This window comes from Pantoea jilinensis (genome assembly GCF_019104105.1).
Lineage (GTDB): Bacteria > Pseudomonadota > Gammaproteobacteria > Enterobacterales > Enterobacteriaceae > Pantoea > Pantoea eucalypti.
This window is the reverse complement of the sequence record NZ_CP077746.1, coordinates 603,803-630,237: the sequence shown is the minus strand read 5'-3', so window position 1 is coordinate 630,237 and position 26,435 is coordinate 603,803. Positions and strand designations below refer to the sequence as shown.

Annotated in this window: 23 protein-coding genes and 1 tRNA gene; 10 read left to right on the top strand and 14 right to left on the bottom strand. The window is 50.2% G+C overall.

Annotation, left to right across the window (positions count from 1 at the left end; genetic code table 11):
• Nucleotides 1-96 precede the first annotated feature (96 nt).
• Nucleotides 97-1,938, top strand: coding sequence for an RNA polymerase sigma factor RpoD (gene rpoD, locus KTJ90_RS03035; RefSeq protein WP_003848431.1), 1,842 nt, complete (start codon nt 97-99; stop codon nt 1,936-1,938).
• Nucleotides 1,939-2,011: 73 nt separating this feature from the next.
• Here rpoD and mug read toward each other — a convergent pair whose 3' ends face one another.
• Both mug and KTJ90_RS03025 read right to left on the bottom strand, forming a co-directional pair.
• Nucleotides 2,012-2,530, bottom strand: coding sequence for a uracil-DNA glycosylase family protein (mug, locus tag KTJ90_RS03030; RefSeq protein ID WP_499025925.1), 519 nt, complete (start codon nt 2,528-2,530; stop codon nt 2,012-2,014).
• The gene (locus KTJ90_RS03025; RefSeq protein ID WP_499025924.1) at nt 2,527-3,111 is read right to left on the bottom strand and encodes a TetR/AcrR family transcriptional regulator; all 585 of its coding nucleotides are present in this window, start codon (nt 3,109-3,111) and stop codon (nt 2,527-2,529) included. The genes mug and KTJ90_RS03025 overlap by 4 nt, the downstream gene beginning before the upstream one ends.
• A gap of 138 nt (nt 3,112-3,249) precedes the next feature.
• Between KTJ90_RS03025 and KTJ90_RS03020 the strand changes: the two genes are divergently transcribed.
• From KTJ90_RS03020 to KTJ90_RS02995, 6 genes are all read left to right on the top strand, one after another.
• Nucleotides 3,250-4,041: an SDR family NAD(P)-dependent oxidoreductase gene (locus KTJ90_RS03020; RefSeq protein ID WP_499025923.1), complete on the top strand. Its 792-nt coding sequence runs from the start codon at nt 3,250-3,252 to the stop codon at nt 4,039-4,041.
• Between the two features lie 202 nt (nt 4,042-4,243).
• Nucleotides 4,244-4,319 (top strand) — tRNA-Ile (locus tag KTJ90_RS03015).
• 241 nt (nt 4,320-4,560) lie between these two features.
• Nucleotides 4,561-5,376, top strand: a complete 816-nt coding sequence (locus KTJ90_RS03010; RefSeq protein WP_105099917.1) for a hypothetical protein — start codon at nt 4,561-4,563, stop codon at nt 5,374-5,376.
• 116 nt (nt 5,377-5,492) lie between these two features.
• Nucleotides 5,493-5,711, top strand: a complete 219-nt coding sequence (locus KTJ90_RS03005; RefSeq protein ID WP_071591677.1) for a helix-turn-helix transcriptional regulator — start codon at nt 5,493-5,495, stop codon at nt 5,709-5,711.
• A gap of 116 nt (nt 5,712-5,827) precedes the next feature.
• Nucleotides 5,828-6,922 (top strand): YagK/YfjJ domain-containing protein, encoded by a 1,095-nt coding sequence (locus KTJ90_RS03000; RefSeq protein WP_105099918.1) that lies wholly within the window; start codon nt 5,828-5,830, stop codon nt 6,920-6,922.
• A gap of 21 nt (nt 6,923-6,943) precedes the next feature.
• Entirely contained in the window at nt 6,944-7,648 is a 705-nt protein-coding gene (locus KTJ90_RS02995) for a hypothetical protein (protein ID WP_146257628.1), read from the top strand.
• Nucleotides 7,649-8,658: 1,010 nt separating this feature from the next.
• Here the strand turns inward: KTJ90_RS02995 and KTJ90_RS02990 are convergent.
• From KTJ90_RS02990 to KTJ90_RS02980, 3 genes are all read right to left on the bottom strand, one after another.
• Entirely contained in the window at nt 8,659-10,596 is a 1,938-nt protein-coding gene (locus tag KTJ90_RS02990) for a methyl-accepting chemotaxis protein (RefSeq protein ID WP_105100191.1), read from the bottom strand.
• 379 nt (nt 10,597-10,975) lie between these two features.
• Nucleotides 10,976-11,857 carry an arginase family protein gene (locus KTJ90_RS02985; RefSeq protein WP_499025922.1) on the bottom strand — a complete coding sequence of 294 codons (882 nt, stop codon included), beginning with the start codon at nt 11,855-11,857 and terminating at the stop codon, nt 10,976-10,978.
• Nucleotides 11,858-11,894: 37 nt separating this feature from the next.
• On the bottom strand, nt 11,895-12,989 hold the full coding sequence (locus tag KTJ90_RS02980) for an NADH:flavin oxidoreductase (RefSeq protein WP_499025921.1): 1,095 nt from the start codon (nt 12,987-12,989) through the stop codon (nt 11,895-11,897).
• A gap of 102 nt (nt 12,990-13,091) precedes the next feature.
• On the opposite strand from KTJ90_RS02980, the gene KTJ90_RS02975 reads away from it, so the two are divergent.
• Nucleotides 13,092-13,976 carry a LysR family transcriptional regulator gene (locus tag KTJ90_RS02975; RefSeq protein ID WP_039661691.1) on the top strand — a complete coding sequence of 295 codons (885 nt, stop codon included), beginning with the start codon at nt 13,092-13,094 and terminating at the stop codon, nt 13,974-13,976.
• A 236-nt stretch (nt 13,977-14,212) separates the two neighbouring features.
• Here the strand turns inward: KTJ90_RS02975 and KTJ90_RS02970 are convergent, their stop codons facing one another.
• The 5 genes from KTJ90_RS02970 to KTJ90_RS02950 all read right to left on the bottom strand — a co-directional run bounded on the left by KTJ90_RS02970 (nt 14,213) and on the right by KTJ90_RS02950 (nt 18,807).
• Entirely contained in the window at nt 14,213-15,022 is an 810-nt protein-coding gene (locus KTJ90_RS02970) for a DUF2971 domain-containing protein (RefSeq protein WP_499025920.1), read from the bottom strand.
• An 8-nt stretch (nt 15,023-15,030) separates the two neighbouring features.
• A complete protein-coding gene (locus tag KTJ90_RS02965) occupies nt 15,031-15,543 on the bottom strand; it encodes an MltR family transcriptional regulator (protein ID WP_499025919.1) in 513 nt (170 codons plus the stop codon).
• Between the two features lie 421 nt (nt 15,544-15,964).
• The gene (locus KTJ90_RS02960) at nt 15,965-16,111 is read right to left on the bottom strand and encodes a hypothetical protein (RefSeq protein ID WP_231001657.1); all 147 of its coding nucleotides are present in this window, start codon (nt 16,109-16,111) and stop codon (nt 15,965-15,967) included.
• 57 nt (nt 16,112-16,168) lie between these two features.
• Nucleotides 16,169-16,789 (bottom strand): FAD-dependent oxidoreductase, encoded by a 621-nt coding sequence (locus KTJ90_RS02955; RefSeq protein WP_231001656.1) that lies wholly within the window; start codon nt 16,787-16,789, stop codon nt 16,169-16,171.
• A 713-nt stretch (nt 16,790-17,502) separates the two neighbouring features.
• Nucleotides 17,503-18,807, bottom strand: a complete 1,305-nt coding sequence (locus KTJ90_RS02950) for a tyrosine-type recombinase/integrase (protein WP_105100044.1) — start codon at nt 18,805-18,807, stop codon at nt 17,503-17,505.
• A gap of 467 nt (nt 18,808-19,274) precedes the next feature.
• Here KTJ90_RS02950 and ddlA point away from each other — a divergent pair, with 467 nt between their 5' ends.
• Nucleotides 19,275-20,372 carry a D-alanine--D-alanine ligase family protein gene (gene ddlA / locus KTJ90_RS02945; protein ID WP_499025918.1) on the top strand — a complete coding sequence of 366 codons (1,098 nt, stop codon included), beginning with the start codon at nt 19,275-19,277 and terminating at the stop codon, nt 20,370-20,372.
• 20 nt (nt 20,373-20,392) lie between these two features.
• Here the strand turns inward: ddlA and KTJ90_RS02940 are convergent, their stop codons facing one another.
• The 4 genes from KTJ90_RS02940 to KTJ90_RS02925 form a co-directional block, all read right to left on the bottom strand.
• On the bottom strand, nt 20,393-21,814 hold the full coding sequence (locus tag KTJ90_RS02940; protein ID WP_140034114.1) for a GGDEF domain-containing protein: 1,422 nt from the start codon (nt 21,812-21,814) through the stop codon (nt 20,393-20,395).
• Nucleotides 21,815-22,082: 268 nt separating this feature from the next.
• Entirely contained in the window at nt 22,083-23,558 is a 1,476-nt protein-coding gene (locus tag KTJ90_RS02935; protein WP_003850186.1) for a SulP family inorganic anion transporter, read from the bottom strand.
• On the bottom strand, nt 23,555-24,190 hold the full coding sequence (locus KTJ90_RS02930) for a carbonic anhydrase (protein ID WP_008925756.1): 636 nt from the start codon (nt 24,188-24,190) through the stop codon (nt 23,555-23,557). The genes KTJ90_RS02935 and KTJ90_RS02930 overlap by 4 nt, the downstream gene beginning before the upstream one ends.
• Nucleotides 24,191-24,759: 569 nt before the next feature.
• Nucleotides 24,760-25,569, bottom strand: a complete 810-nt coding sequence (locus KTJ90_RS02925) for a 5'-nucleotidase, lipoprotein e(P4) family (protein ID WP_140034136.1) — start codon at nt 25,567-25,569, stop codon at nt 24,760-24,762.
• Between the two features lie 106 nt (nt 25,570-25,675).
• Between KTJ90_RS02925 and KTJ90_RS02920 the strand changes: the two genes are divergently transcribed.
• On the top strand, nt 25,676-26,383 hold the full coding sequence (locus KTJ90_RS02920) for a purine nucleoside phosphorylase YfiH/LACC1 family protein (RefSeq protein WP_140034115.1): 708 nt from the start codon (nt 25,676-25,678) through the stop codon (nt 26,381-26,383).
• Nucleotides 26,384-26,435 lie beyond the last annotated feature (52 nt).

Genomic DNA, 26,435 nt, shown 5'->3' with positions numbered 1-26,435 from the left:
GAAGGCAGCGGCAAGAACTAAACGCCTTCACTGCTTATTGTTGGCGCGCTGCCGACCGACACCAATCTAATTTAACAGAAGTGTGGATACCGTCTTATGGAGCAAAACCCGCAGTCACAGCTCAAGCTTCTTGTCACCCGTGGTAAGGAGCAAGGCTATCTGACCTATGCTGAGGTCAATGACCATCTGCCGGAAGATATCGTCGACTCAGATCAGATCGAAGACATCATCCAGATGATTAACGACATGGGTATTCAGGTGGTTGAAGAAGCCCCGGATGCTGACGATCTGATGCTGAACGAAAACAGCTCCGATACTGATGAAGATGCCGCAGAAGCTGCCGCTCAGGTGTTATCCAGCGTTGAATCTGAAATCGGGCGCACTACCGACCCGGTTCGCATGTATATGCGTGAAATGGGTACCGTTGAACTGCTGACGCGCGAAGGCGAAATCGACATCGCTAAGCGTATTGAAGACGGTATCAACCAGGTTCAGTGTTCAGTCGCCGAATACCCTGAAGCCATTACTTATCTTCTGGATCAGTATGACAAAGTTGAAGCAGGCGAATCACGCCTCTCCGACCTGATCACCGGTTTCGTCGATCCTAACGCAGAAGAAGATATTGCCCCAACGGCAACGCACGTGGGCTCTGAACTCTCTGAAGCCGATCGTAACGACGATGAAGAAGAAGATGAAGAGGATGACGACAGCTCCGACGACGATAACTCAATCGACCCGGAACTGGCGCGCGAGAAGTTTTCTGATCTGCGTAAGCAGTATGAAGCGACCCGCAGCGTGATTAAGAGCAAAGGTCGCAGTCATGCTGCTGCCGTTGCCGAAATCCAGAACCTCTCTGACGTCTTCAAACAGTTCCGCCTGGTACCGAAGCAGTTCGACTACCTGGTAGGCAGCATGCGCACCATGATGGAACGTGTCCGTACTCAGGAACGCCTGATCATGAAGCTCTGTATTGAGCTGTGCAAAATGCCGAAGAAGAACTTCATCACGCTGTTTACCGGCAACGAAACCAACGAAAGCTGGTTCAAAGCCGCTCTGGCGATGAACAAGCCGTGGTCTGAAAAGCTGTTGGAAGTGCAGGATGACGTGATGCGTTCCCTGCAGAAACTGGCACAGGTTGAAGAAGAGACCGGCCTGACCATTGAACAGGTTAAAGACATTAACCGTCGCATGTCGATCGGTGAAGCCAAAGCGCGTCGCGCTAAGAAAGAGATGGTGGAAGCTAACCTGCGTCTGGTTATTTCGATTGCGAAGAAATATACCAACCGTGGTCTGCAGTTCCTCGACCTGATTCAGGAAGGTAATATCGGCCTGATGAAAGCGGTAGATAAGTTTGAATATCGCCGTGGTTACAAGTTCTCGACTTATGCGACCTGGTGGATCCGTCAGGCTATCACCCGCTCTATCGCCGACCAGGCGCGTACCATCCGTATTCCGGTGCATATGATTGAGACAATCAACAAGCTCAACCGTATTTCGCGCCAGATGCTGCAGGAGATGGGCCGCGAACCAACGCCGGAAGAGCTGGCTGAGCGTATGCTGATGCCAGAAGATAAAATCCGCAAAGTGCTGAAAATCGCTAAAGAGCCGATCTCTATGGAGACGCCGATTGGTGATGATGAAGATTCACATCTGGGCGATTTTATCGAAGACACCACGCTGGAGCTGCCGCTGGATTCTGCTACGTCAGAGAGTCTGCGTTCTGCCACCCATGACGTGCTGGCTGGCCTGACCGCGCGCGAAGCGAAAGTACTGCGCATGCGTTTCGGTATTGATATGAACACGGACCATACGCTGGAAGAAGTGGGCAAACAGTTCGACGTGACGCGTGAGCGTATTCGTCAGATTGAAGCGAAAGCCCTGCGTAAACTGCGCCATCCGAGCCGTTCGGAAGTGCTGCGTAGCTTCCTCGACGATTAAGTCCGACAAAACCCCGGTTCGCCGGGGTTTTTTATGCCTGCCTGTTCGCGCCACTCCCCTGCCCTGCCCGACGTCAGTGACTCTCCGGATGCATTTCCAGCCAGAGCTGACGATACGCCCCGACCATCTCGTCCAGTGATGCACGATTCAGTCCGCTGGGATTCGGCAATACCCACACCTGGGTTTTCCCCATACATATCGGCTGTTTGCCCCATTCGACTTTGCTCTGTTTAAAAGCACGACGGAATGCATCCTTACCCAGAATGGCCAGCGCGGCGGGTTGATAATCCAGTACCTTCTCCATCAGGCGTTTACCGCCATCCCGCAGCTCATCAGGCGCCAGCTCATTTGCCTGCACAGTTGGCCGCTCAACCAGCATGGTGATACCGCAGCCAGTTTCCGTCAGGCGCTGCTCCTCTTCCGGCTTCAGCTGCTGCCGGGTGAATCCCGCCAGATGAATAACCTTCCAGAACCGGTTTCCGGGATGCGCAAAGTGAAATCCCTGATGGGCCGTTGACTGACCTGGGTTGATGCCGCAGAACAGCACATCAAGATCGGAGCTGATAATGTCGCGGATAGCATGCTCACTCATGCCGCCACCTCCAGCGTACGCTGCTTAAGCGCGTCGCGACTGCGTTGCAGCATCTGACTGGCCCGCTCAGCATCCGGACAGGCCCGTGCCAGCGCCAGTACGCCCACCATCTCTGCCAGCATGCTGGAGGCCAGCGCTTCCACATCCGGCAATCTCAGCTCACGCAGTATCTGCACCAGACCGGCATGCATCGTATTGAAGCCCTGGGCGAAGATCTGCCGTGTCGGCTGTGGAAGATGGGCCACTTCGCTCACCAGTGCCGCCAGCGGACAGCCCTGAGCCGGTGCATTGCGATGCGCCTCGGAAAGGTAGCTATCAATAAAATCAGCCAGCTGCGTTGCTGGCTGGGTCACGGATTTAGCAGGCCTGAAGGTATCAGATTCAGCAAACATATGTTTCAGCACCTCCTCAACCAGCTCCTCGCGTGACGCAAAATGTGCATAGAAGCCGCCATGTGTCAGGCCAACCCGCTTCATCAGCGCCGCCACTCCAATCCCTTCAGTGCCGGTTTCACGCATCACACGCGCCGCCTCATCAAGGATACGCTGGCGGGTCTGCATCTTGCTGCTCTGCTTCTCCATCTCATCTCCTGCGGTTTTAACTGCATGGCTTCTGGCTATTATAGTAATTATTACACTCATCATATTCCAGCTTGACGAATAATATGATGGTCGTCATATTGATAACCATTATGACGACCATCATACGAGGAAGCAAACATGTCACAATCAGGCACAGCATTAATTACCGGCGCATCAAGTGGTATCGGCGCGACCTATGCAAAACGACTGGCAGCACGCGGTTATGACCTCATCCTGGTCGCACGGGATCAGGCACGACTCACCGCACTGGCTGATACGCTGACGCAGCAGCACGATATCCGGGTAACCGTGATGAAGGCTGACTTAACGCATGAGCAGGACCTGCAGCGCGTGGAGTCGGAGCTGTCAAATAACGCTCAGATTACGCTGCTGCTGAACAACGCAGGCATGGGTGTCGAAAGCGAGTTTCTGGAGGCGGACATCACACGCATCAACAGCATGCTGGCGTTAAATATTCTGGCACCGACGCGTCTGGCACAGGCGGCTGGCCGGGCATTTAAAGCACGCGGTCACGGCACTATTATCAATATCGCCTCGGTGCTGTCGCTGGTGCATGAGATGTTCAATGGCGCCTATAACGCCACTAAGTCTTATGTGCTGACCCTGACGCGCGCCATGCAGCGTGAACTTGCGGAGAGCGGTGTGCAGGTACAGGCGGTGTTACCCGGCGCAACCCGTACAGAGATTTTTGATCGCGCAGGCCAGTCTATTAATGAAATCCCGGCTGAAATGCTGATGGACGTTGATGAGATGGTGGACGCCGCGCTGGCCGGACTCGACAGCAAGGAGACGGTAACTATTCCGGCGCTGGAAGATCTGCAGATGTGGCACGACTACGATCAGGCGCGTGGCGCGATGGTTCCCCATCTTTCAAGGAATCGATCAGCATCCCGCTACCGTCAAAGCTGAGTCAGTCATCTGCCATAGCACCTGACATCGGGTTTTACTTAAGGCACGGGGAAGCATTATCCGTGCCGATTTGCGACTACTGCGCCAGGCGTTGCCAGTTTTGTTATATAAATCAGCAGGTAAATCGCTGCTGCTTATTTCAGCAACCGGTAGCTGAGTGCTGGATCGTCCTGAAGAGATACTTTATAATCCCCGCTCCGCTGGCCCCTTAGCTCAGTGGTTAGAGCAGGCGACTCATAATCGCTTGGTCGCTGGTTCAAACCCAGCAGGGGCCACCAAATAAAACAAGGAGTTAGATGAGAAATCGTCTGACTCCTTTTTCTTTGGGCGCGAATCAGGTGATGTAGTGGGTGACGTAAGTGAATGGCTGGGTGACGTAAGTAGTGTGGGTTTAAATGTCTGGTTGGCCGGTCGCCAGAAACCTGATTTCCTATCTTCAAAAGCCTGACAGCCGTTCGCGCTCAATCATTAAAACAGCCTTACCTGAACTATCCCAGGATTGCAGGACAAAAACAAGCCATGAGTTTCGACGATTCCATTCAGCAATTGCGCAATGAACAGCTCTCGCGCCAGTCGGATGCAGAGCGCTTTATCAGTGTTAAAACGCTTTTTGAACAGATCAAAAAGCGTTATCCAGATCAGAGCTACAACGCCCTGTGTCTTTTAGCGTTGAAAAAGTATCGACGTTCAGAGCATCAGCCTTCGCTGTACTGGTTTAGATATGAAAGCTGGTATGACACTTCACCCGTTGCCCCATACCAGCTTTTGGATAAACATGGCGCGCCAAACATCGGTGCTCCTGACTATTATCCTAATGCCGAGGCGGCACTGCGGGCAGTCAGTGATGACGTCATGAATAGTGATAAGTTGGCTGATTGTGGTTTTCTACGCAGTGAAATTACTTCAGTTCTGGAAATTGACCTTAACACTATCTCGCCAAATGAATTGATAGAACCCGATACTGTCAAAGAGTTACAGGCAGAAAATGACGAGCTGAAAAAACAAATAGCCTATCTCAATCAAAGATTAGCGGTTCCAGTAGAGGGTGGTGAATTATATGCGCAGAAGCGTGAAGAATTTTTTATAGCCGTGATAGCAAGCTTATATGACAAAGGCCGAATAATTTCTTCGAAAGGCGCGCTGCCTATTGCTACCGAATTATTGGAGCTCGTTGTGCAGAGAGCGAAGCTATTTTGGTCCTATGAGCAAAAATTGCCCATAAGTGATGATAAGTGCCTAAAGATGTTGCGTGAAGCAATGGGCTGGCTAACTCGCACAGAAACCGACATTCATGACGTCAAAAAAAATCAAAGAGCAGCCCGAAACAAAAAATAAGCAAATTTCAAAAAGTTAGCAAGGGTATCCAGGGTATCTTTCCAGGGTAACCACGACACAAGCACTCTCGGTTTTTAAGATACGTTTCATATTGATTCGCTACCGAGAGATTAAACATGAAACACATCAATTCTTTATCAACAACTGTCAGCCACCTCCCCGGCCCCCAACGCCTGATCCGCATTCATGAAATGATGGCTCTTTTGAATTGCAGTCGTACTACTCTTTACCGCTGGGCAAACAGTGGTGAATTCCCTGCGCCAAAAAAACGCGCCGGAAGAACCATGGGCTGGACAGTCACGCAATATGAACAGTGGCTCGATAACTGCTGCTAAACCTCTAAGCAGGGCTGGAATTTCCAGCCTTTCTTTTTATGTGCTGATGCAACCATTTGAAACAATGAGCGCATCAAATCGTTATCAATCTGTGATTCTGATACAGCCGTAACCCTATGATAAACAGTAAAACTGGCAGTCTGGATTCAGCCAATCAGGAACCGGTAATTAATAATATTACGCGCGGTACGGTTTATCCGGATATCCGGGCTAAAGGCGAGTTTCTGTATGACGATGTTCTCTGGCCAGTCATGCCTGAAGAGAGTCAGCAGGATGTGAAGATCATGAATTCTTTGTTCAAGGCAGTTGATAGAGCTTATGCCAGTTGCTCTCGCTTTCTGGCAATCCGTTATGATTTTCATCTGCCTCAATACACGGCTGACAACCGCGTTATTACCCGCTTTCATCAGCTATTGATTCCTGCTCTAAGGAAAGAGTATCCCAAAAGCTTTGCTCGGGTGTTTTGGGTCAGAGAACAGAATCAGGCACCAGCACAGCATTATCATTACCTGCTGATGGTTGATGGCAACTGCGTGCGTCATCCTCTTAAAATTAACAAGCTGGTGGAGAGCTGCTGGAAAATAGCAACGGGCGGAACGGTCTGGTTTCCAAAGCATGGTTACTACTTAATTCGAAAGGACGACACTGAGGCTATGGCCGCGTTGCTACTGCGGGTGAGTTACTTTGCTAAGCGACACTCTAAAGAAGAAATTGCTAAAGACATTGCGCGTTCCGGCACCCGGCATTACCCGTTTTTAAAAAAAGCCAAACACACTAAAACTGCGCAATTACGTACTCAAATTGCCCATTTTGATCGGGCACAAGCGCATTGCCCTCTTCCCGGAAAGCTGGATTCTCTTTTCACTCCCGCAGAGCCTTCTGCTGGTAAGCCTGCGACACTGCCTCTGAAAGATAGCCAACGATTGGATGAGGGTGCCTTACTGCCAATGAAGGCGCTCAGACGAGCGCTACAGCGTTTTAGCAAGCTTAAAGGTCGCCTGCCTGACGGTAATAGCGTCGTGGCTGGCACTAAACTGAAACCTCACTGGCACCGTCATTTTGAGCGCTACTACCGCTATTACTGGCCATGCAATATTAGCGTTTCACAGTATTGCCGCTGGTACTACCTTAACCCGTCTACAGCAAGCCGCTATTTATGTAACTATCCGGCTAATCTGGTTAATCCATGGTTGTTAGCGTGCTGGCTGTAAATACTTTGAAAGTTGATAACGATGGAAAACAAAACAAGCAGAAAAGCTAAAATTTCAGTGCCCCACTCACTTAATCGTAAGACGAAGACTTATGTAGGCTGCATTGATTGGCTAACCGGTTATGAAATTGTGCCGCTGACTGATGAACAACGTCTGCAAAGAAAGCAACATATACATGCTTTTCCTGAAACACTTGATGAGTTGTTTGAGCTTTTCCTGTTGCCTGCCATAGAGTGCGACGTGCATTACAAGGATTACAACTTCTGGAGCGATACGTGGCGTACCCAGTGGGCATATCACAAACAAAATTATCGTCGTGAAGCGATATTGAATGGCGTAACGCAGAAACAATATGCACAAGCGCATAAGCTTCCTAAGCGATTGATGTACAACAATCTGCATAAATGTGGAGGTGCAGCAATCCGCGTGCTGTTTTGGGTTTATCATCGCCGGCAGTTCCACCAGCAACAGCGACTCACGGTACAGGAATACGTTTCTGAGCATCAGCTTCCCCAACGTACAGCGCATCGTCAGTTGTCGCGACAGCCAATGAGTGATTTCTGGTCGAAGCATTTTGATAATTACTACAGTGATGCGTGGCTGAGGCACTGTAACGTCAGAGAATATGCGGATTTCTACGGTTTGAACGTCACCACTGCCCGCCAGTATCTGTTTAACTTTCCCATTGAGCTTTTTGACCCAATGTTGATTAAACCCTGGATGTGATTGTTCAAGGCAGTCGCTGAAGAATATGATCATGAATTCTGATCACTGGATAATGATCAAAAGCGCCAAACGGTAAACAACGCAATGATCAGAATTTGAAAACCTACAATCAGCTTTTGTATATAAAACAAGCATGTCTTGACTTGAGTGAGAAAGAGATACACCTTGTGTTTTAACTTAGTGAGCCGCTCTGGAAATGAGCGGCAGTTAGCACTGCAGGTGCTTGATGATGAAATGCCCGGCTTTCCACGCGACTATGTGTCTGCATAAGGCAGTAAGCTGCTGATTTGGAAAAAGCCCAGGCGAAGATCACTGACCGGTTCCCTTTGATTAAAACATTATGATGTCAGTGATTCCTTGCAAATTTCCAGTATGCGCTCTCAGAAGGTGTAGCCGGTTGGAAGTCCGCTTTGTGCCAAAAGCTGACGTTGCTAACTTTCAAGTAGTAAGTATAAAAAACACCTATCCCCCGAGGAGGAGGACAGGTGCGAAACGCGGTGGTAGCGTATTGTGCTGATATATAGTTTTCGACGTTGCGAGGAAGACGCCTGGCAATCCCGTCAGACATTCTCCTGTCACTGAGCGGTAGAACCGCTCACCTATGACACAACATTAACTATCTTAATTAAGAATCAGTCGCAAGCGTAAGCGGTAAATTAAAACAACGACGCGAGAAAGAATCGACCAAGTGGCCGATATGTACTGGGCCCATCTCAGCAGGCTTCGTCATTAGTGATTTTAAAATAGTCGCTTGTTAAGCTTTAACAAAAAACTTGGCACCCCAGACCTGCTCCCTGTTGATTCACACAGAATGCTATTAACAACGTCCGCTTCTCGCTCATAGCGGACCTTGCAGCACGTATGTCCGCTTTGTGCCAACGTTACGTAAGGAAGGAATTAAGCCATCCCGTAGGATGGCTTATGGAATACTGTTACTGAGATGACAGGCCTAAGAAATGCGCCTGGCAGCACGCCGTTTACAGACATATAAAAAGCACTTAACAGAAATTTTAACCAGCGTTTGTGCGGAACACGCTAACCGCGTCCCTCAGATTAGCGGCTCGACTTGCAAGTTCATCAGCAGACGATGCTGACTCTTCAACGAGCACGGCATTCTGCTGTGTGACCTGATCCATCTGAGTAACGGCAATATTTATCTGCGATACGCCTGCACTCTGCTCTTCTGAAGAAGATGAAATCTCTCTCACCAGCTGTGCTGTCTGTTCAATCGCATCCATACTCTCCTTCACTTTTTCACCTGCATCCCGGGCCATCGAAATGCCCTGCTCAGCATTCTCCACAGACTGTTCGATCAGTCCTTTAATTTCTTTCGCCGCGCCAGCCGAGCGCTGTGCCAGCGATCTGACTTCCGCCGCAACAACCGCAAAGCCCTTACCGTGCTCACCGGCCCGGGCAGCTTCAACAGCCGCGTTTAACGCGAGAATATTCGTCTGAAACGCAATCCCATCAATGACAGAAATGATTTCCTTAATCTGCCCTGCACTGCTGCTGATTTTCTCCATGGAACCCAGCACTGATTCCATTGCCTGACCGCCACGCAATGCCGCGCTGGTAGCCGAGCTGGCCATTTCTGCAGCATGGCGGGTGTTTTCAGCATTGTTGCCGATGATCGAAGAGAGTTGTTCCATACTGGCGGCTGTTTCAGCCAGCGATGCAGCCTGTTCTTCCGTCCTCGCAGAAAGATCGCCGTTACCGCGGGCAATCTCCTCAGATGAGGTGGCAATGGTGACAGCATTACTTTTAATGTTTTCTACCGTCACCGTCAGGCGCTGACTCATCTGCAGTAATGCCTTAAGCAGACCGGCTGTTTCATTGCGTCCTGTCACGGAAAAAGATGCGGTCAGATCGCCTTCTGCCACTTCAAGCGCAAGCTTGGACGCGGCACCGATAGGTCGTGTTACAGAACGGATAATAATCAATGCGAAAACGACAGAAAGCAGGACCATAAAGAGAAGAACGCTCAGCAAACCATACTGTGCATGCCGGTGGTCCGTAATCTGCTGGTTCAGCATGTCATTCAGTTCATTACCGCCCGCAATCGCGTAGGTGCTGAATCTGTTAATCGCGCTGGTAAAAAGTGCGGCATAGTCCTGAGGACTCTGATTCGTCATACTGCGGCTAATAAATAACTCACCTGCAGTTTTCAGGGCATTTTGGGCTTCCTGTACGGCCCCGTCGGCATCGGCACTGAATTTCTGCTTCAGCCCTGTATCAGACGAAAAAAGCTTCTCTGAGTCCTGAGCAAACATATCCAGATTATAGGCACCCGTGCTGATTAATGATTCCATACGGACAGAGTCAGCCTCACTAACGGCTTCTTTCCTTGCAAGCAGTGAAGTCCCGAACGCACGAATTTTACCCAGACTTTCGGTAAGCTCAGGCAATGATGAGAAATTGCTGGTAATCAGGCGGTACGTACTGATATCTGAATCAAGCGACAGACCGTAAAAATCCAGCACGTCGCGGTTTGTGTTAAGAAGTTTGCGGATGAGTTGCGCATGTGCGTCAAGGCTGGCCGTTTGATCCAGTTTCGAAGCATCAATGTCCTGCTGCAGCGCGTCCCACTGTGCACGCACCCCATTAATTTTATCGATTAAACCCGCACTGCCTTCTGTCTGCGCCATCTCTTTCTTGATGACATCGGTGATAGTAACAATGTCATCTCTAACACTTAGACGCGATGAGGTGGCAGGATTTTTTTGCGCAATAGCGAGGGCTGTTTCAGCGCGATGGCGCTGTATCAGATTCAACAGGGCAAGGATTTTGTTTTCAGCAGGCACTCCTGTTACTTCTTTCTGCTTGTCCTGAATATATTTATTACCTTCTGACACAAAAAGCACGGTAGGAACTGAAAAAAGAACAAGGCAAAACAAGCCCAGAATTGCAAACTTAGCGGTAAGATTAATATTGTTAAGAATATTATTCATTTTTACATCCTGCTGAATTAATTATTATAAGAACAAAAATAATGCAGATTGAAAGCATCTTAATCATCATTATCGGTTAACTGTTCATTAACTTTATAGCAGGCGTAAGAAAGTGAATGTTTAGGTTGAATTGCAACAAGGTCTAACCTGTCACCCAGTAATTAGCCCATGCTGATGTTATTAATTACCTCATAAGAGGTAGGAAAGATTGTTAATATCAATTTCTCTCTTAACGAGTTTTATACATGATTCATGTCCGCTTTGTGCCAGAAGCGGACATCACTGGTGATGAGAGTTAAGGTTCTTTTGATCCTGATGTTTAGTGTCAGCAGCTCGCCCATCCTGAAGTTGAACATGATGAAAACATCAGTCCTGGGACTTACTCATTCATAATAGGGAGTTTTTTAAGAAACTCTTTTAGATTCCAGGCATCCCACGGCAGATGTTCGGTAATACCTATAATCACAATTTCTGTTTCAGCAGAGACATCACGGATGATCTTAAGCGTCTGAGCAAGATTTAGTTTTCCTACCGGGTACACCGCCTGCCAGTCAAACTCAGGTTCAGGCTCCGCAAACAGCAGCGAACGGAAAACGTCCGGATTGAGGACGTCCAGGTCCAGATGCACGGCAAGTTTGCGGATGTTCTGTTCTTTTATCCAGCGGGTGATCCTGCCACTGCTTTCATAAAGCTCTTCCGGTCGGGCTACCTGCAGACCCAGCTCGCTGATAACGGCCATTTCCTGTTCTGTCAGCCCCTCTTTAATCAGGCCGGCATACATGACGCGTGAGGGTTCTACCGGGGTCTGTACTTTAGAAGCAAACTCCGGATCACCGCCGCCCAAAAGATTGCCCAGTACCATAGTATGGCCGTTTGTAAAATCGCGCGGAGTCTTCACATCAGGGTGTGAATCAATCCACAGTACACCCATCTCGCCATTGTGTTTGTGGTTCATCCAGGCAAAAGGGGCCTGGTCCACAAGGCAGTCACCGCCAAATACCACGATATGATCTGGATCTTCTTTTTCCAGTACCGCCCAGGCCTCATCATGCTGGCTGAGTAACTGCCGGCGATAAAGAAGCCCATCTTCAGGCTCAGGTGAGTCCGGGTTGAATTCCGGTACGTTGATAGTGTACAAAGGGGAGCATGTTTCCGGGGAAAGCCAGTGCAGAAGTCGGGCACCAAACCCGTAAAGCTCCTGATTGCCACCCTGCCACTGCGGAAATAAGATCCTGATCGTTTTTTTCGTGTTATCAGTCATTTTAACTCCTCGGTTTCAGAACTACTGGTGATAACAATTAAAAGCGCTCTTTTTCCTTGATGTCCGCAACCGGAGAGAGAATGTCTTGAGGCAGCTCGTGGAGTGGCAGACCGCCACCGACCCTACGTGGCCAGTCAGAATTGGCTAGCGCAGCTTTACCAATGGAAACAAAGTCAGCCCCCATACCCAGCAGTTTTTCTGCCGTTTCACCGTCATCCAGCCCACCGTTAGCAATGATAATTGTCTCCGGAGCGGCCTCACGGGCAAGCTCAACCAGGCTCTTATCGCCGTTCTCGAATGCAGGGAGCCAGGATTTGTATTCGGTAACATGGATATAGTCCACGCCGGCATCTGCGAGCAGACCAAAAATTGTCCTGGCGCCTTCTTCACCTTCTTTCCATTTATGATGGAAATCGTTCACTTTTCCCTGTGAAATTCTGACGCCCAGAACCTTGTCTGCGCCAATTCTGCGACGCACTGCGCGGATAACTTCCAGCGTAATGGCCAGCCTGTTTTCCAGTGAACCGCCCCATTTATCTGTACGCTGGTTTGTATAGTCTGTCAGGAACTGGTCAAGCAGGTACCCGTTAGCCGCATGGATCTCCACCCCGTCAAATTTTGCGTCACCGACGGCCCGCTCTGCGCTTTCAGCAAAACTGGAGATGACGTCGCTGATCTGCTCTTCACTAAGCGCCTGGGGTGTGCAGTACTCTCCGCAACCATGATAGAACTCAAGCTGCTTACCTTTAGGCTTTACAGCAGAAGGACCGGCAGAGTCCGGCCGATAGATATTTTTCTGAGACAGTGCCCCGGCATGAATAAGCTGAGCTATAACGCATGCACCGTTCTGATGAGCATTTTCGACGATAACTTTCCAGCCTGAGATCTGTTCTTCATTCACAATGCCCGGCTGAAACGCATAGGTCTGTGACCACGCTTGGTCAATATAGATACCTTCACTGATGATGGCACCGAAACCCCCACGGGCAAAGCGGGAGTAATAGTCCTGCATTTTTTCACCCGGCACGCCAGTTTCAGACGCGGAGATACGCGTCATAGGGGCAACCATAATTCGATTACGGAATAGGATACTGTTAATGGATTTGGCTTGATATAAAGATGCGTGATACACGATGACTCTCCGATAACAATTATAATAAAAATAATTATAATCCCGTTATTATGAATGTAATACTGGTAGAAAATGCATCACTGTATAACGGAAGTCGATAAAATGAATTTGCGCGATGTCGAACTGTTCACCATTCTTGCGGAAACCTGCAATCTTTCTAAGGCCGCCCGCAGGCTTGATATGAGTGCAATGAGCGTGTCGCGACATCTCGCTCAACTGGAAAAGGATTTAGGTGTGCGTTTATTTCAGCGTACGACCCGCGCCGTCTCGCTGACCAGTGAGGGCGAAGAATTTCTTCCTTATGCCAGAACCATGATGGAAGCAGAGCAGGGCGCGCGGATTATATTCAGCGAGGACGCTGGCGGGGCCTCAGGACTGCTGAAAATTACGGCTCCTTCCGGTATCGGCCGACGTTACATACTTCCCCTGCTGCCTGATCTCATGGAACAAAATCCTAAAATAAAAATCGATCTCAACCTCAGCGATGATGTGATGGATATCGTGGGTCAGGGATACGATGTGGCCATCAGGGTCGCCCCCCTCAGTGATTCAAATCTGATTGCACACAGACTCAGTAGCAATCCCCGGGTTCTCTGTGCTTCACCGGCTTATCTGTCACGATACGGCAGACCCGGCAGTCTTGCAGAACTGAGTAATCACCAATGTTTGAGAACAACAATGGTGTCTCAGTGGACGTTTGCAAAGAATGGAAATCAACTCAGCCATCTATTTGAGCCACGGTTAATTTGCAACAATGTTGAAGGTGTCCGAAGCATGTGTAAGGCCGGTGCGGGTTTGGCTCAATTAACAAAAGCAGATGTTCACTCTGAACTTGCAGCCGGAGAACTCGTTGAAATACCTCTTATTGATGTAGAGCCTCACATGCTGGCGATATGGGCATTATTTCCCACAAAGCGCTATCTACCGAGCCGCGTTACTGTCTTCCTTGATGCTTTAAAGTCATCGCTGAAAGACCTGATGTCATAAACAGAAAATTTTCCTTTTTGCAAAAGGTGAATGAATCGTGATGTCCGCTTCTCGCTCATAGCGGATACTGAACAACAACTGTCCGCTTTGTGCCAGAAGCGGACGTCCTAAAAGCAATGATGAGTTGAAAAATCAAGAAAGCCTCTCCCTTTATAAGTGCCCATGTATCAGTTGTTCCACCGCGAAAAGATCTTCCCAGCGGGATATTAAATATAATGTAAGCGAGCACAAAGTAATTACGGCTCTATTGCAAAATCGAAACTACCAGGTCGATTCACCGCATTTTTCATTTTTACATGTTGATATTCTGGAAAAGATAAAATATTTTTTATTGTTTCTTTGTCACTTTGGGGTGTTCTGACTCCAAAAATCACTTCCTGCAAGGCTTGCGGACAAAAAGAAAAAAGCCCATGTTTATTTCTAACAAGACGATGCTCTTCTTCATATTCCCATTTGGATGACTTAATTAGTAAGTTACCTTCCATTAAAACACGAATTTGCTTTGTGTAGAACTTATCCCCCGTTTCGGCAGGAAAACTCGAGTTCAGATTCCAAGGTTGAACAAAAGTCCCTAACTCATCAATAAGATCCTCGAATATCTCTTGATAAACTGGAGTATCTCTATATTTTATATCACCTGATCTAAACACATTTTCGTCTAGCATCAATGATTCTTCAAACCCTAAGCAAATTCCTTTGTGAGAATCACCATAATGTGACCAGAGAAGTGCGTCTCGTTCATTTTTTGACGCAGAGAAAACTCCAAGACTTTGGATAAATTCACCCAGTAATACGTTTAATTTTAGATTGTTGCCTTCATTGTCCTTATAGTGATCATTAAGTATATGTAATAAAAAGGCTTTTCTATTGAACTCTTCGCTCAGATGCCTATTGTATTTTTCAACAACCTTTTGGTATTCTGATTCTATATCAATAGAACAGTCTAGAGGATCGTTTAAATCAGCAGGAGGTGAAAAGTAGATTTTCCTGTTGATTAGTAACTCTAGTGTTCTTTGATTTATCGCTCTATATTTATAAATCATCATGCTTCACATTAGCCTCTAGATCTGTGCTGCCACACTTTCATTACTACCCTATCCTTTTTTACTAATCTAGCCCTATATAGCAAATCCATTAAAATTATGCATACTGCAAATGAAAACTTAGATTTTGGGCTTTGCATAACATCATTTGGGCCAAGCCAAGGTAACTTATCCAATGAATTTTTTATGTTTTGGCTTTCAAAAGAAACATCCATCCATCCATGTCCAAACTCATTTCTAATCTTCCTAATCAAATTAATTTCATTGAATTCATGATCCATTATTAACCCTAATGCATGTGCCGCTTTAATTCGTGCCGAAAATGTTCCTAATGGAGCGTTGAAACCAGAAATTAGCTGCTTAGCTGAGCTGTTAGAAATTAGACAGCTTTCAATTATTTCCTGTAGACTTTCATCCAACATTGAGGCAGCAAGAAGAGCAGCCCCACGATCAGATTCTTGATTAAATTCCTTTAGGAAGAGCCCTAACTTTTCAACTTCTGGTGTTATTTGTTTTTTATCCATTAAATTAACCTTTGGCAAGGGGTGGCCATACTTAACTACCGAGAAGCAGTTCCAGCTCTGAAAAAAATCTCAAGTATAAGTTTTTTTGTTTAACCTATTGGTTTTAAAGCAGTTTTAAAATTCTATTTTGGAAGTTGCTAGTAAGATAATAAGCATTAATACTGAAATATTCCATTGGAATATCGTGTTTGAGAGGTTGTACCCAGCGCGGTAAAAGCGCCAAATCTTGATGAGAAGAGTTTCTTTCAGTTAAGTTTTGGAATGACCGCTTTTCGCTAATAGCGGACATTGGCCTAGGCATCAGTCAGCTTTGCGCCAGAAGCGGACGTTCCAGAAGCCAGCTCCTTTTAACGCCAGCGGGATCATTATGTTTTTAACACACTATTTCTGGCTCGAAAGGCCGCGAACCATTCTCACAGGATTAATTCTGTTGTAGCCAGCGCTGAATCCCCATTGATGCAGACTCAATGGCGCCTGCCAGATAGCCTGAAAACTGCGGCGACCATTCACTGGCAATACCCGTTATCTCACCAGACCATTCTTCACCGGCGGGAAGTTGCTCAGGCATCACGTGTCCGGCGTCCTGCAGAAGATCAAAGTCCGTTGCAGTAAACGGATCCGCCGCTCAGTCTTTTATATACTCAGCTTCGGGCTCTGCCGCATCCTGGCCAAATAAGCGTACGAGCTGCTCCCGGCAAAGGTTTTTGAGAGCAGCTTCGCTGACAGTCCATCTCGATTTTGCCGGTACGCCAATAAAACCAAATATCACCGTTTTACCCGAGTCTGGCTCGGACACGTCGTGGATCTCAGCCATTGGCCCCACGCGGCTCCCTGCATGCCCTGAAAGCTGTCGTGCATGCAATAAGTCCGTTTTATATACAGCGACATATTTCGCATGAGGGGCCATCCATATCGGGGTTTTCCGCCAGCCTGACAGCACCTGTTCCGGCATCGCCGGTCTGAATTCTATTTTAGCTGCCAGGGCAGGAGGCAGAGCGAGGAAGACATGCTCACCGTTAAACACGGTTTTTTTACTGCCTTCGGCCCTAGTATGGACCTGCACTTCTTTGCCAGCCCGGGAAACCGCCACCACCTGATGGCCGGTTTTAATCTTCTGAGCAGGGATCTGACTTTTGAGTGCCGCCGTCAGCGCCTGCATTCCTCCCTTCAGCCTGAAAGACGCAGGGGTGCTCTCCCATGCCGGGTAGCGTTCGGGGGGCGAATTCAGCTGGCGTTCGTAGAGCATGTCACCCGGACGGCCATGCGCGATGTCGACTTTTCAGAGGGCAGTCGCGGAGCGGGCAGGGAAGAGGGAAACATAGTGATTCCTTTTAAGTACGGTCCTGGCGGTTGCCTGCTACAGCAACCCACTGACGGGATAGGATGGATTGCTCAATGGCGGTCAGAACCTGCTGATTCTGCAGGCCAAATGCAAAGCAGGAAGTGAGAGCAAGAGCCAAGTACCAGGATTAAGCAGATTAGCCCACCTCAATGGTGGGCTACCTCCCGGCAAACACCCTCTGATAAACCATCTTGTAAGCTCATCTCCCACCCACTACAAACCCGATAAGCACAATGAGGACCTCACAATGCAAAGTCGAGCCACCAGCGCCAAAATCACCAAACAACAAATTTGCCGCTCCGCTGCTAGCTCAACGGCTATTGAAACGGGTGTAGCTGTGCAGAAAATTGAGCAAAAGCTATAGGCTTAGCTCGCTAATTCGGCAAAATATCGTCAACAAGCTGTATCATCGGCATATAGCTGTCGATGATTTCGGCCTGAATAGCCTTCAAAACGCTTTATGCCCGTCAAAAAGACTGTAAGCCAGTATCTGCGTGAACTGATAACACATCAAACTCGGCTTCATCGATAATACCCAGTCTATTCAACAATATGCTATCCGATGAACCTGACTAGCGTATGCTCTCCAAATAATCCAGACCATATCTAGCCAATTCTCATCCTCTCTGGAATAAATTTACGACATTGCTGGTGGCCTGTTCAATATGATTGACCCTGTTTTCCCACTGTTCTAATGCCCTTCTTTTCTCTACAAGATAATCATAACGGTCATAATGCTTCGAGCTGACATCCTGTAATGCATGGTTTTGAATACGGTCACGTAACTCTTTCGAGAGACCTATTTCGCCCATCAGCGTTTTGCAGGTCCGCCGCAAATCCCTCGCAACAAACACCGGATTGTCAGAAAAATGCTCGCGATAATAGATGATTGCCTGCGCAAAGCTGTCAGTTCGTAGATGCTTACCTGCATCCAACCGCTGCGAGAAGATATACGGGCTATCATTAACGTTCTCGCTCTTCAGCCTTTCCAGAATTTCTATAGCTGAATCCGTTAACGGCACCAGATGGTCGCGCTTGTTCTTTGAGACGTCAGCAACTATCAACAGCGTTTTCTCTTCCCAGTTCACGGCATCCCACCGACTGGAAGCCAGTTCATGTGGGCGCTGACCACCAGCGTAAACACATAAATTAAGCAGCAAGCTCACCGTGCTGCCGACGCTTGGCGTTTTGGGAAAATCACCCATTAGCTGTTGCAGCTCATTCAACTTCAGCCAGTTGGTTCCCGCTTTCTCTGCAGCCGACTGCTTAGGGATGACGCCCACCGGGTTCATCTCAAGTCCAAACATCACGTTCTGCTGGTGGTTGGCCGGATCGTTGTCCGCTTTGAGCCCGTAGTTGAAAGCCGCCATCAGATAAGAGCGCACACGATTCGCTTCAACGCTCGCCCCGCGCTGAATGATGGCAGACAAAATCTGTTTGATATGTAGCGGTGTGACTTCGTTAGCTTTCGTATCTTTGGCGATGAAGGAATAGGTTTCCTTTTCCAGACGGTACAGCACCTGCTGCCATGTCCGCTTTCCATCTTCCCGCATTTTGTTGGTATAGCCCTGAATAAGCTGCTCGATGCTGCCCTTTAGCTGTTCGGCACGCTTTTGCTTTTCCAGCGCGATTTCCTGTTCAGCCTTTTCGACCTTAGGGTTCTTTCCTTCCTTCAGCGTACCGGCATAACCTTTCGCAAGCTGGCGAGCCTGAGCTAACGACATTTCAGGGTAACGACCCAACTGAATGAAATGGCGCTTAGCATCCCAGTAGTAGCGATAGTAGAAAACCCGCTGCCCGGATGGCTCAACTTTAACGCCCAGACGCCCTGCTCCGCGCTCACCACTTTTGTCCCATACCTGATAAGCCGAGTCGCGCGCTTTCAGGCCGCGCACCATTGAGTCCGTTAAATTATCTGCCAAAAGAGAGTCCTTACGAGAAATGTTTTACTGCCGTTTTCTGGGTGATGTAGCAGGTGACGTAAGGATGATACTGAAAGCAAATACCCGGAACAACATGAAACGAAGACACAAACATAACTTACTGATTTTTATTATTTAAAAGGTGGGAATGATTAAAGATGGAAAATGATGAAACAAGCTATTCATATGACTCATAATCGCTTGGTCGCTGGTTCAAGCCCAGCAGGGGCCACCAAATTTCTAAGCTGTGTTAGCAGAAACATGATTATCACGTTTTTCCTCACCCGAACTACTCAATCTATTTAATATGTCCTATGCGCGTCTATGTCTGGCTCCGGTTAAACGCCACACCAATAACCAGGCGAACTGACCCCTGCATCCCACCCACAATTCCCTCCCCCCGCCCTATTCCCGCGCGCAAACCCCATGCTATCTTGTGGTTTTGATTTTTTCAGTGGGCAAAACAGATGACAAAGTTGCGGGTAGGGATCGTGTTTGGCGGGAAGTCGGCCGAGCATGAGGTGTCGTTGCAGTCGGCCAAAAATATCCTTGAGGCGATCGGCAAAACCAGGTTTGACGTGGTGTTGCTGGGCATCGACAAACAGGGACACTGGCGTCTGAATGATGCGTCCAACTTCTTACTTAACGCTGAAAATCCGGCGCTGATCGCACTGAATCACGCCGCTGAAGATGTGGCGCTGGTGCCGGGCAAGACGCAGCAGCAGATCATCACCCGTCACAACGCCCATCCACTGTCGCAAATCGACGTTATCTTCCCGATTGTTCACGGTACGCTGGGTGAAGATGGTTCTCTGCAGGGTCTGCTACGTATGGCCTCTTTACCGTTCGTCGGGTCCGATGTGCTGGGTTCTGCGGTGAGCATGGACAAAGATTTCACCAAACGCCTGCTACGCGATGCCGGCCTCAACGTCGCGCCGTGGCTGAGCGTCACTCAGGCACAACGCGCCCATCTGGATCCAGAGGCCGTGATTGCCCGCTTTGGACTGCCGCTATTTATCAAACCCGCCAACCAGGGTTCTTCAGTGGGCGTGAGCAAAGTAGATAGCATTGAAGAGTTTGATGCCGCGCTGGCACTGGCTTTCTCCTTTGACCGCAAAGTACTGATTGAACAGGGGATAAAAGGTCGGGAGATTGAGTGCGCGGTGCTGGGCAACGATGCACCTGAAGCCAGCCCCTGCGGCGAAGTGGTGGTGCATGACGCCTTCTACTCGTATGACACCAAATATATTTCTGAGAACGGAGCACAGACGGTGGTCCCGGCGGCCATCGCAGCGGAAACCAGCGATGCGATTCGTGACGTCGCCATCAAGGCCTTTACCGCGCTGGAGTGCTTTGGCATGGCGCGCGTCGATGTGTTCCTGACTGACGACGGCGAAATTATCGTCAATGAAGTGAATACCCTGCCCGGCTTTACCAACATCAGCATGTACCCGAAACTCTGGCAGGCAGCCGGGCTCAGCTATCAGGATCTGATCAGCCGTCTGATCGACCTGGCGATTGAACGCCACCAGCAGGCCAGCACGCTGAAAAGCAGCGTCAGCTGACCCGCTCCGGCGGCGTGGCGTTATGCCACGTCGCTGGAAATGCCGCAATAGTTGACGGGTGAGGTCTGATTACGGCCATTGCGCTTCGAGAGATAGAGGTTTTTATCCGCTGCCGAAATGAGCCGGTTAATCACGCGGTGCCACTCCGTCGCTTCTCCGGCACTGCTATGCGCCAGCCCCAGGCTGACGGTCACGGTAGCCGTACTGCCCTGTAGCCAGAATTTCTCTTTCGCCATCTTCTGCCGGATGCTCTCGGCGAGAAAATAGAGCTTTGCGGGATTCTGGTCGAACAGCACCACCACAAATTCCTCTCCGCCAAACCGGCAGACACGTCCCTCTTTACCGATAACCTGCTGCATCCGGCGAGCGATCTCTTCCAGCACGCTGTCACCCGCGTCATGACCAAAATTATCATTAATCGCTTTGAAGTAGTCGACATCCAGCAGGATCACGCCCACCTTACGATCCGGGAAAATAGGCTCCGCACGCAGGCTTTCATATAAGCCGGAACGCGACAGCAGCCGCGTCAGGAAATCGTAATTCGCGCGCAGCGCGAGCCGTTGATTCAGCTGGCGAATGGCATCCATGCTCGCGGCCACGATCAGCGGGCTAATTGCGATAGTCGCCACACCCAGCCGCGCCGAGGTCAGGTGGCTGACGGGCAGGAGGGTATCATCGCCCTGAATGTTCATTACGCCGTGCGAAACCAGAATGATTTCGACAATACCGCTCAGCAGAATCACCAGGCTGGTCAGCGGCATCGGCAACACGATGGCACACCACACCAGCGCCGGAACCGGTAACGTCAGGCTACCAGCGCCACCCATTATTGCCCCAATGATCATCGAAAAGATCAGAGCGATAACGGGTGCCAGCTTGCGCAGCTGCAAAAACTGGCGGGGCGACAGCGACGACCAGTCACGCGTCAGCAAAAACGGCAGCACCATGAGCCCGGTAGAGAACTGCTCACTAAACCACTCACCCCAGGCCATCGCCAGACCGACAGTGAAATCAGCCTGCTGTGCCAGTGCCCCCCAGCTGGCACAGGCTAACGCGGCCAGCAGGCAGGCGGGGAAAATACGTAACACATTGATAATACGTTCCCTTCCGGAATCATTCTGACGATGCTTTATCAGCAGCGTAACCGCTATCAGCACAAACAGAAGATTCGCCAGGTTCAGCGTGAAGGCAGAAAGCGCCCAGCCTGAAAAAACAGTGTCGTTAAACACCATGCCAGCAAACGTAGCCAGGTAATAGCGGGTCTGATGCAGATAAGGATTTCGGACGATAACGCCAGTGACGATCGCGTTGACTGGCCAGAACAGTGACAGCTCCTGTGGGATGCGCAGGTGTCCGCCGATAAAGCAAAATAACAACGTCACTAAAAACAGCGAAAATGCGTTCTTCTTAGCGTTGTGCTCTTCAAACAGCTGCATGCGCATACATCCGGACCTTGTCGCAGAGAGGCTGGCTGTCCACGTCAGCCTGCACAGGCGCGTGGTGTCAGAATGATTAAATCCTGGATACTCTCACTGTCATCCGGCGGTCAACCGCCCTTCCTGGGCTGACTCCGCAAAGTGACCCTGAAGAGTCTAACCCCATCAGATGACAGTAAAAATTGGGGACTTATTATGCCTCGCAAATAAAAAAATCGGATATCCGAGATATCCGATTTTTGCCTCTCAAACGACTTTACCGTTGCGTTTATCGCTATTTTACCGCAACCGGCCACTGACTCAGGCGAATGCCGCGTTTATCAGCGTTATCGCCAAAATCTTTCAGCACCGCTTTGACGTCGGGATCGATATATTCCGCATTGTCGTTATCAACGATGACCACGCTGTTCTCCGGGATCTCATCCAGCAATCCCTGGAGCCTGGGATTATGCATAAAGGTCAGGTTCTGCTGAAAGCGCAGCACATAGTGGTCATCATAGCGGGTGAGCTGCAGCGCGTTGCGATGACTCTTATAGATGCTATAGAGGATCTGCGTGGCGATACCGATACCAATACCGACCAGCATACCCAGCGTGATAATCCCGATGATGGTGGCCAGAAACGGCACGTACTGCTGCGCGCCCATCCGGAACTGCTCAACGAACAGTCGCGGTGTCGCCAGTTTATAACCGGTATAGAGCAGTACGGCAGCGAGGCTGGCCAGCGGAATGGCATTCAGCATCTCGCTGAACCACATGCCGCAAATCAGCAGCAGTACACCGTGAATGAAAATCGACAATTTGGTCTGCGCACCCGCACTGACGTTCACTGAACTGCGCACAATCACCGCCGTGATCGGCATCGCCCCAAGGAAACCGGCCGCCAGGTTACCAATACCCTGCGCGAACATCTCTTTGTTGGGCGACGGCGCGGGCGTCTGAGGACGCAGTTTTTTCAGCGCCTCCTGGCTCAGCAGAGTTTCCAGACTGGCGACCAGGGCTAAGGTCACCGCAACCACCCAGACCTGCGGATTCTGCCAGGCCATCCAGTCAGGCGTTTCCAGCTCCGCCACCAGCGCAGAGACGCTGTCAAAAGCGGGCAGCGAAATGCGAGCCAGACCCTGCGTCATCTCAGGAAACAGCCTCCCACCCATCACGGTAGCCAGGCAGCCGATGAGCACGGCTATCAGCGGGCCGGGGATCCAGGCCAGCGCTTTGATCCGTTTAACCGGTGCGGTGGTCCAGAGACATAAAATGGCCAGACCGACACCCGCTACCAGGATGGCGGGCAGCGAGAAGGTCATCTCGCCGGTCACCAGCGACACCAGCTCCGCATCGCCAGCGGCACCCAGTGCCACCGGGATCTGCTGCATGATGAGCAGCAAACCAATCGCCGCCAGCATCCCTTTGATGACGCTGCCCGGCACCAGCGAAATAAACCGTCCGGCACGCAGCAGACCAAACAGGCATTGCAGCGCCCCGGCAATAATCAGTGCAGTGAGAAACGCGGAGAAACTGCCTAGCGACGCCATTGAGGCGACCACGATAGTGACCAGGCCCGCTGCCGGGCCGCTGACGGCAAATCGGGATGGACTCAGCGACGTCACGACCAGACCGCCAATCACACCCGTCAGCAGACCGGCAAACGGCGGTAATCCGCTGGCCTGTGCGATGCCAAGACAGAGCGGTAAGGCGACCAGAAACACCACCAGACCCGCCGGAATATCGCGACGCAGGGTATCGAGGTTCATAATGAAGGTTCCTCTGCAGATTGATGAATCAGTTCTTTGAGATGACCGGAGCGCAGGTCATAAACACAACCAAACACCTCCAGTTCCTGGCCCGATTGCCAGATTTGCCGGACCGGTTCAGATTTCACCAGTCTGGCGAATTGCGCCTTCACGTTGGCCTCAACCAGCCGATCAAGCTGTTCACCCGGCGCCACGTCTGAGGCCGGGCTTTCTGCCAGCCCCTGCTGAATATCATTTCGCAGCGTCTGAATACGTCTCGCCAGCGCGCTTTCCTGTCCGTCCAGCACGCTGCCCGGCAGGTTTTGCGCGGCTTCTACGCCGCCACAGCCATAGTGGCCGCTAAGGACAATGCGTTTCACACCGAGAAAGAAGAGCGCGTATTGCAGTACGCTCAGCAAATTGTCGTCGTCCTCAATCACCATGTTGGCGATATTACGATGTACAAAGAGTTCGCCAGGATGGGAGCCGGTTAATACCTCAGCCGGAACGCGACTATCAGAGCAACCTATCCAGAGTGAGTGCGGCTTTTGCTGATGAAGGAATTTTTTAAAATAATCCGGATTACGCTGGCGGCGCTGCAAGGCCCAACTGCGATTTTTCGCTAATAAGGGTTTAAGTGTCGTCACAATCATCTTCTCTCTACTACCGGGATGTCGCATCCTGGCTAACCACAACATGTGTCGGCACACAAATAAAGCATGAGCCGCCAGGGAAATAAGAACTGAATCACAGAAAAAGGTTATAGACGCTAACCATTCCCAATGCACGGGCAATATTTCACAACGCTTTGTTCTCACGGGTTTTGTCAATTTGCCGTCAGTAAGAGTCAGGGTTACGTAAATTTAATTAAGCAGCAAAGACGAAAGGGAAAAGCCAGAATTCATTTTTAATGAATCAAAAACATGTAGTTAGAAAATTAACTAAAGTTAATGCTGACAAATAAATACAAGCATTAACAAAGGGGTTTTTCAGCACCATACCAGCCAGCGCTCATTTCACCAGGAATCCTCTTAATTAAAAAATTAACCATTAGCACAATCAACCGGCTTAATGGGTATAAGCCAGTCAGATATACCTGTATTGAGTTAAGAAGGGAGCAAGAGATGATTAATTTAATTTGCAGGAAAATAGTGACGACAGTAAGTAAATAAGGACCAATAATAAACAGAGCCTGAACGAGCAGGCTCTTTTTCTTGACGAATTATTTACCGTTCCAGCTCTGCAGACGTGATTCACGCACCGACAACTGCTGTTCCGGGGTCAGCTTATTGTAGTTTTCCGCCATTCCGCTCTCCCAGTCGCCGTAGAGTGGATTAGGTAACACGATAAACTGCGTCCCGAACTGCTGATGATTAAGATTCACGAAATCGCGACGCGTCTGATTCCCTTTATGCCAGGTCGCCCCACCAAAATCGTTGAGGTTATCGCCGACGTAAAGCACCACGTTATAGCCCGCATTTTTGATGGCATCGAAACGTGCCTGCTTATTGGAGCTGTCGGTATTCAGACGTACCGTTTTATCGCTGACGTCAGGGAAGCCGAGCTGCTGCATATTGGCGACCGTGGCAGCGTAATCTTTCTGATCGCGGTTCGACACATAAAACAGCGTGCCGCCATTCTCTGTCACATGACGCGCGAACTCAACCGCGCCCGGCACCGCTTTCGCCTGACGCGCCTGCGTCCAGGCTGACCAGGTTTTGCTGCTGAACGGCTGGCCGTTTTTCGCCTGCCACGCGCTGTAGGCGCTGTTATCCAGCATGGTTTCATCCAGATCGACAATCACCGCTTTGGGTTTGCCGGTCAGCGACGGTGCCTGATCAAATGCCATGCGCGCGGTGTTAAACGCCTGCCAGGTCAGCGCCTGATATTCGCCAGACTGCTGGAACCAGTTTACAGCCAGCACCGATTGCTGACCGAGTTGCTGTTGCGCGGTCTGATGTGCCGACGAGGCGCAGCCGGTCAGGAGCAGCGCGACCAGTCCGGATGCTGCGAGTTTTGCGGAGGTTTTCATCATTTCATCCTTAAGGTGAGAAAGGTCTGAGGAGAAGCTTCAAAAATGTAGCAGTTAACGTAAGCTGTTGGCAGCCCAATGCACGCTGTTATAACAGGAGATTCTTATGGCCGTGATCCCGCGCTCGCCGTTGCTCGATTCGCTGGAGTGGCTCGATTATGCGTTTCAGCCAGCCGGTGAGCCACCTCCCGCCGATGCCGCCTATGGACATCAGCGCCACAGCGCAACCGTGGTCACCGATAGTGAGAACATTCCGCCCAAAAGCTGTGAGTCCGATGGCGTGATCGGCAGCGGAACGCGACCGGTGGCGGTCTACACCGCCGATTGTCTGCCGGTGCTGTTCGCCGACCGCCAACAGCGGATCGTGGCGGCGGTGCATGCCGGACTTAAGGGTACGCTGGCGGGTGTGCTGACCCGCGCGGTAGAAAAACTGGGCGATCAGGGCTGCAACCCACAGGATCTGGTGGTGGCGATTGGCCCGGCGATGGGCCCCTGCTGCTATGAGCTGGCCGAACCGCAGCTGGCGGAGATTGCGCAGAACCCAGCGTTTGCCAGCGGGTTACGCTGGCACCGGAATCAACCGGTGAACCCACAAGCACAACGTCCACAGGCCGCAGCCCATCAGCAGGGTGTCTGGTTCGATCTGCCCGCACTGGCGACGCAGCTGCTGGTCAACGCGGGTGTGCCGGCCGCGCAGATCGACAACGTTAATGTCTGCACCTATTGCATGGCCGAGAGCGGTTCCAGCTACCGCTTCAATACCCACCATAGCAGCGGCTATCGCTCGCGCTATTCGTGGATCCGGCGGCGTTAACGGTTTCAGAGCCAAAACATTAAAAGCCACGCACGCCACGGATGGCCGTGTG

Coding starts and splice junctions, on each gene's coding strand:
- rpoD (WP_003848431.1), top strand. CDS start 97: ATGGAGCAAAACCCGCAGTCACAGCTCAAGCTTCTTGTCACCCGTGGT.
- mug (WP_499025925.1), bottom strand. CDS start 2,530: ATGAGTGAGCATGCTATCCGCGACATTATCAGCTCCGATCTTGATGTG.
- KTJ90_RS03025 (WP_499025924.1), bottom strand. CDS start 3,111: ATGGAGAAGCAGAGCAGCAAGATGCAGACCCGCCAGCGTATCCTTGAT.
- KTJ90_RS03020 (WP_499025923.1), top strand. CDS start 3,250: ATGTCACAATCAGGCACAGCATTAATTACCGGCGCATCAAGTGGTATC.
- KTJ90_RS03010 (WP_105099917.1), top strand. CDS start 4,561: ATGAGTTTCGACGATTCCATTCAGCAATTGCGCAATGAACAGCTCTCG.
- KTJ90_RS03005 (WP_071591677.1), top strand. CDS start 5,493: ATGAAACACATCAATTCTTTATCAACAACTGTCAGCCACCTCCCCGGC.
- KTJ90_RS03000 (WP_105099918.1), top strand. CDS start 5,828: ATGATAAACAGTAAAACTGGCAGTCTGGATTCAGCCAATCAGGAACCG.
- KTJ90_RS02995 (WP_146257628.1), top strand. CDS start 6,944: ATGGAAAACAAAACAAGCAGAAAAGCTAAAATTTCAGTGCCCCACTCA.
- KTJ90_RS02990 (WP_105100191.1), bottom strand. CDS start 10,596: ATGAATAATATTCTTAACAATATTAATCTTACCGCTAAGTTTGCAATT.
- KTJ90_RS02985 (WP_499025922.1), bottom strand. CDS start 11,857: ATGACTGATAACACGAAAAAAACGATCAGGATCTTATTTCCGCAGTGG.
- KTJ90_RS02975 (WP_039661691.1), top strand. CDS start 13,092: ATGAATTTGCGCGATGTCGAACTGTTCACCATTCTTGCGGAAACCTGC.
- KTJ90_RS02970 (WP_499025920.1), bottom strand. CDS start 15,022: ATGATGATTTATAAATATAGAGCGATAAATCAAAGAACACTAGAGTTA.
- KTJ90_RS02965 (WP_499025919.1), bottom strand. CDS start 15,543: ATGGATAAAAAACAAATAACACCAGAAGTTGAAAAGTTAGGGCTCTTC.
- KTJ90_RS02960 (WP_231001657.1), bottom strand. CDS start 16,111: ATGCCTGAGCAACTTCCCGCCGGTGAAGAATGGTCTGGTGAGATAACG.
- KTJ90_RS02955 (WP_231001656.1), bottom strand. CDS start 16,789: ATGCTCTACGAACGCCAGCTGAATTCGCCCCCCGAACGCTACCCGGCA.
- ddlA (WP_499025918.1), top strand. CDS start 19,275: ATGACAAAGTTGCGGGTAGGGATCGTGTTTGGCGGGAAGTCGGCCGAG.
- KTJ90_RS02940 (WP_140034114.1), bottom strand. CDS start 21,814: ATGCGCATGCAGCTGTTTGAAGAGCACAACGCTAAGAAGAACGCATTT.
- KTJ90_RS02935 (WP_003850186.1), bottom strand. CDS start 23,558: ATGAACCTCGATACCCTGCGTCGCGATATTCCGGCGGGTCTGGTGGTG.
- KTJ90_RS02930 (WP_008925756.1), bottom strand. CDS start 24,190: ATGATTGTGACGACACTTAAACCCTTATTAGCGAAAAATCGCAGTTGG.
- KTJ90_RS02925 (WP_140034136.1), bottom strand. CDS start 25,569: ATGAAAACCTCCGCAAAACTCGCAGCATCCGGACTGGTCGCGCTGCTC.
- KTJ90_RS02920 (WP_140034115.1), top strand. CDS start 25,676: ATGGCCGTGATCCCGCGCTCGCCGTTGCTCGATTCGCTGGAGTGGCTC.